Origin of the sequence: Vibrio sp. 10N.222.52.C12 (genome assembly GCF_041474215.1) — a bacterium.
In the GTDB taxonomy this organism is placed as follows: Bacteria; Pseudomonadota; Gammaproteobacteria; order Enterobacterales; family Vibrionaceae; genus Vibrio; species Vibrio crassostreae_C.
The window spans coordinates 1-4,568 of record NZ_JBFRTR010000174.1 but is presented as its reverse complement, the minus strand read 5'-3'; the positions used below and the strand labels follow the sequence as shown (position 1 = coordinate 4,568).

The 4,568-nt window shown below is 43.0% G+C and carries 5 protein-coding genes; all 5 read left to right on the top strand.

The annotated features are described in order from the left end of the window. The first annotated feature begins 206 nt into the window (after window positions 1-206). The 5 genes from AB4623_RS23005 to AB4623_RS22985 all read left to right on the top strand — a co-directional run bounded on the left by AB4623_RS23005 (window position 207) and on the right by AB4623_RS22985 (window position 4,453). Window positions 207-1,190 (top strand): hypothetical protein, encoded by a 984-nt coding sequence (locus AB4623_RS23005; protein WP_029236521.1) that lies wholly within the window; start codon window positions 207-209, stop codon window positions 1,188-1,190. Between the two features lie 15 nt (window positions 1,191-1,205). After that, complete coding sequence (locus AB4623_RS23000; protein ID WP_372147434.1) at window positions 1,206-1,817, top strand: lipoprotein; 612 nt, start codon at window positions 1,206-1,208, stop codon at window positions 1,815-1,817. A gap of 84 nt (window positions 1,818-1,901) precedes the next feature. Next, the gene (locus AB4623_RS22995) at window positions 1,902-3,395 is read left to right on the top strand and encodes a transglycosylase SLT domain-containing protein (RefSeq protein ID WP_372147432.1); all 1,494 of its coding nucleotides are present in this window, start codon (window positions 1,902-1,904) and stop codon (window positions 3,393-3,395) included. A gap of 78 nt (window positions 3,396-3,473) precedes the next feature. Then, a complete protein-coding gene (locus AB4623_RS22990; RefSeq protein WP_017062042.1) occupies window positions 3,474-3,644 on the top strand; it encodes a hypothetical protein in 171 nt (56 codons plus the stop codon). 2 nt (window positions 3,645-3,646) lie between these two features. Next, window positions 3,647-4,453: an ETEC_3214 domain-containing protein gene (locus AB4623_RS22985; RefSeq protein ID WP_017062041.1), complete on the top strand. Its 807-nt coding sequence runs from the start codon at window positions 3,647-3,649 to the stop codon at window positions 4,451-4,453. The last annotated feature ends 115 nt before the right edge of the window (window positions 4,454-4,568 follow it).

The following is a 4,568-nucleotide window of genomic DNA, read 5'->3' as shown; positions in this document are numbered from 1 at the left end:
ATAAATAAGAAATCTAAAACAGTGTCACGTAGTGAAATTATCTCTACAGGAAATTCTGTAACTAGCTACAAATATGCCGACGAAGGGGCTGCTCGCCACTTTGATGAGCAAATAAAAGAGAAAGGGATTTGGACTGCGCTGGGCTTAATTAAATAGCGAACCTCTAGTCCTAGAAAAATAAAATAAACATATTCGGGAGAGAATATATGTTAAAGAAGACGTTAATGGCTAGTGCGGTACTTACTATCTTGACTGGTTGTTCGAGTACGCCTGTAGAGGTTTGCACACCTGATACTCGCGTCGAAATTGAGCAAGCTGACGTAACTATCCCATCAACAGAAGACGTTAAAGTTATCGTACTTTCGCCAGATATTTCTTTTCAAGATGAAGCGCGAACAAAGCTGATTTCTTCAATGCGAAATGAGCTTGAAAGTCAGATTTCCAGCTCCGGTGCAGAATTGGTCGATCGTACTTTAGCTAATAAGCTTAAGAAAGAGCTAATGTTCGCCGAGCAAAGTGGCCGATACAACACCAAAGGAGCGTCGGTAGCAGATATTGCAATCATTACTGAAATAACGGCATCAGACCTTACTTACAAGTACAAAGAAGCTCGTAAGAAAACTAAGGATGATGGTGAAGTGAAATATTACCCAGCTGAATGTAGATTCGAGGTTGATGTTAAAGCAGTCACGAAAGTGGTTTCAGTCCCAAGTATGACATTGCTTAAACGCTTTGAAATGGAAGGTGATGAGCAAATTACAGTAGAAGAGCGCAGTTCTGATTGTCCAATCACAATTGGACAATATCAAAGCCTAGCTAGCAAAGCGGCTATGGAAGCGGTTGAACATACCTATGACTTAAAGCAAATGTTGGCAGCAAGTGCTCATGTATCCGAGCTTCGTCAGTGCCAACACGGCAGCATGGTGAAGTTAAATATGGGTAAGAATAAAAAGGTCACACCAGGGGCTGAGGTATTGTTTTCAAAAGCAATGAAGTCAATGGAAGGCGATACGGAAATATTCCCTATTGGTACCGGCCATGTTGTAAACAATGAACACAACGCAGTGACACCAAATTATTCTTGGGTGTCGATTGACGAAGAAACAGCTCTTAAAGTTCAAAAAGGCTCTTTAGGCAAAATGGTGCCAGAAGGCTGTCACTGGGCAGATATAGAATGCACGCTTAAATAGTCAGGTAATTAAAAAATGAAAAAACTACTTATTGCAACTTCACTAGTAGCAGTTCTAGCTGGCTGTCAGAGCAACAACGCGACGGTTAAGGAAGCGCAAAACTTCGCTCCATGTACTTTCCCAGATGCACCTACCGTATCTGCGCCTGGTTGGATTTGTGACGTGATACCAAGCGATATCGCTGCAGCGGCAAAAGGCTACTCCAAGAAGAGTGCAGCTGGTATGAGCGTTATGCGAAAAGTTGCAGTCAATGATGCTCGTGTAAACCTTGCAGCTGAGTTTGAAACTGACGTGAGCAACCTATTCCAAGCGGCTACTGAAGGTGTGATTTCTACATCGGCAGCAGAGGGTGTAACGCTAGTGACTGAAGATGTTCAAGAGACATTCGAGAACATCACTAAGACAGTCGTGAATAAAACGCTTACTAGCAGCCGCATTATCGTAAGCCAAGCAAGCCCAACGGGCGGCTTGTACGTTCTAGTCGGTATGGACCAAGCTGCATACGATGCGAATATGAACAAAGTAATTGATGAAGTTGGTGGTGAAGATTCTGCTTTGTGGGATCAATTCAACAATGAGAAAGCGGCAGCAGACCTTGCGGCGGCGTTCGATGCATTGAAAAAATAACCGCGAACGGAACCGCGATTAGTATTAGTGAAAAAGGCCGCCATTTGAGTGGCCTTTTGTCTCTATACACTCTGGGAGTGAACTATGTACAAAATGATCAATAAGACCGTGTTAGCTGCAGTTATTTCGGCAGCTATTAGTTCTCAGGCATTTGCTGTGTCAGAAGAACAAAAGCAGCAGCTAAACAATGCTGTTGCCAAAGCAAGCCAGTCTCAAGAAGACAAGATCAAAGAGTTTCATGCTTACGTTAATGCTTATCTGGATGAGTACGAAGCTTGGCGTGATGAATATACTAACAACCTCGATGAGCGAAGAACCGATCTAATCAAGACATGGGGTGAGGGTGAGGTTTCATCTCAAACCAAGCAGGTGGATTACTCTCAAGACGATCAGGTGAAAACTTCAGTCGATTACGAAACCAATACTGCAACAGTATCTGTATTGGCGGATGAAGATAGCAGCCCAGAAGAGATCAAAGCGCTTGTTAAAAACATTCCGGTTGAGGTTGCTGGTCAAAACGTTGAGCTAGCGGAGCTAAAAGCAGAAGACCACACGGTGCTTTACTCTTTGGAGAAAGAGCAAGAAGAGAAAAACTTCGTTATCCAGCAGACGCAAAGCCAGATGAATGAGTTGGATGTGCAAGCCGAGCGATTGATTTTATCTGATACTGGTATTCCAGACTCTTTCATTTACCAGCGTGCTCATAACAAGAAAATGGCACTACTGGCAAAAGCTCAGGAACGTATTGCGGCGCAAACCAAGCTGTATGACGAAATGCGTGCCAAACATGGTATTGAGGTTAAACGACCAGAGCCAGAAGTTGAGATCGTAAAGCCAGCTGAAAAGGTTGAAGTATCAAAAGAGGTTGCCAAGCTAGAGCCCGCGCCAACAAAAAAGCAGCCGCCAAAAGTTGTGGAAAAAGTCGTCGAAAAAGCGCCACAGCCACAAGTGGTAAAGCCTAAGCCAGCCGTTGACGTTGCGGCGGCCCCGGCTAAGCCGAAAAAAGTGATCAGTTACAAAGTTAAGCTTCCTGAGAACAGCTTAAAAGCGCGCGCGAGCAAGTACAGTGCGTTGGCTGAAAACGAGAGTAAAAACTGGGAAGTTGATGCTGCACTGATTATGGCAATCATGCACTCGGAATCGGCGTTCCGTCCGGATGCGAAATCACACGTGCCTGCGTTTGGTTTGATGCAAGTGGTACCAACCAGTGCGGGTCATGACGTTAACAAACAAGTCCGTAATATCGACGCGCCAATGAAAGTGGCGGATCTGTATCAACCAGTTATCAACGTAGAAACAGGTACGGCCTATTTAGACATCCTAAACAGTAAGTATCTTCGCAAGATAAAGAATGACGAAAGCCGTTTGTACTGTGTCATTGCCGCATATAACACTGGTGCGGGTAATGTGGCTAGAGCGTTCAATAAAGATCGCTCCACCAGTATTGGCAAAGCATCGAAGATTATCAACCAGCTGACGCCTCAACAAGTCTATGATCAGCTAGTGGTTAATCTGCCGTACGACGAAACCAAAAATTACTTGAAGAAAGTAAACAGTCGTATCGCTTTGTATAAGTAATAAATTAGTTAAGCAAAACAAACAAGTACATGTCATTGGCATGTACTTGGATTACCAGTTAATGAATTGAGAGTAGCAATGTTTAAAATTTTCGCTTTAGTATTTATCGGTATCGGCATTTATCTTGGTCTTAATTACAGCGATGAAATTGAAAGCACCATGGACACGGATGCTTTTGAGCGAGTTCAAGAGAAGGCTGAAGATGGTACAGATGCGCTAATGGATAAAATCGACGAGATCAAAGGTTAAAAATGTCTGAAGAGCAAAACAAGGATATTCAAAAAGATATACAGGAAGAGTTACAAGAACTTCAAGACACTCAAGAGTCTCTGTTGGAAGAGCAGAAGAAGGGCGGTATGGCACGCACTATCGGCTTAGTGTCGGTTATTTCCATTGCTTTGGGCGGCTTTAATGACAGCTTTGACGCGCTAGAAAAGATGTTCGATTTTGGTCTTTCTCAAATGACAGACATTCCATCGCATAGAAAGTTGGACAAAATCTATATTCGTTCATCTGCCGAAACCTTAGACCAAACATTTGGTGCGCCTGTTTATATTAAGCGCGCTACAACGGATGATGTGATTAAGTACTACCAGGACGACAACTTCATCCTTTCTGCGATTACTCGAGATAATGCGATCGTCGCTTATCTGGTCTTCCCAAATGAAGACTTTGCTCCAGAAACATTCGAGCATGCAGGTGGTTCTGAGTTTTTTGCACAGACGTTTAGTTCTATTGAAAGTGTCAATGAGATCCGTGCATCGTTTGCAAGAACAGGTAACTACTACATTGAAGAGAATAATGGTGGCGAATTTGGCTACTTGTACTCATCAATCAGTGGTGCGAGTGAGTTTATTTCGCCGATGTCACAAGAGAACAGGAAGTTGCTTTCGGAAGTGGTAGACGCTTTAACAATGGACGAGAACGTTGTAGAAAGCGTACAGTCTTTACGTTTGAATGCGAAACCTAATTTCTATGGTTACAGTACGTTAGGTGTGGGGGCTTTAGAAGAAGCTATTTTGTCTAACACCGAATATCGTTTAATTCATAAGAGTTAACCATTAACACATCAGTTCTAGCTTATGATCAAGCTAGAACTTTATTAGCAGTGGGATTATGGCAAATTTAAAGTTCGAAAGCTTTCTAGAACGGCTTCATAGACAGAACCTTAAG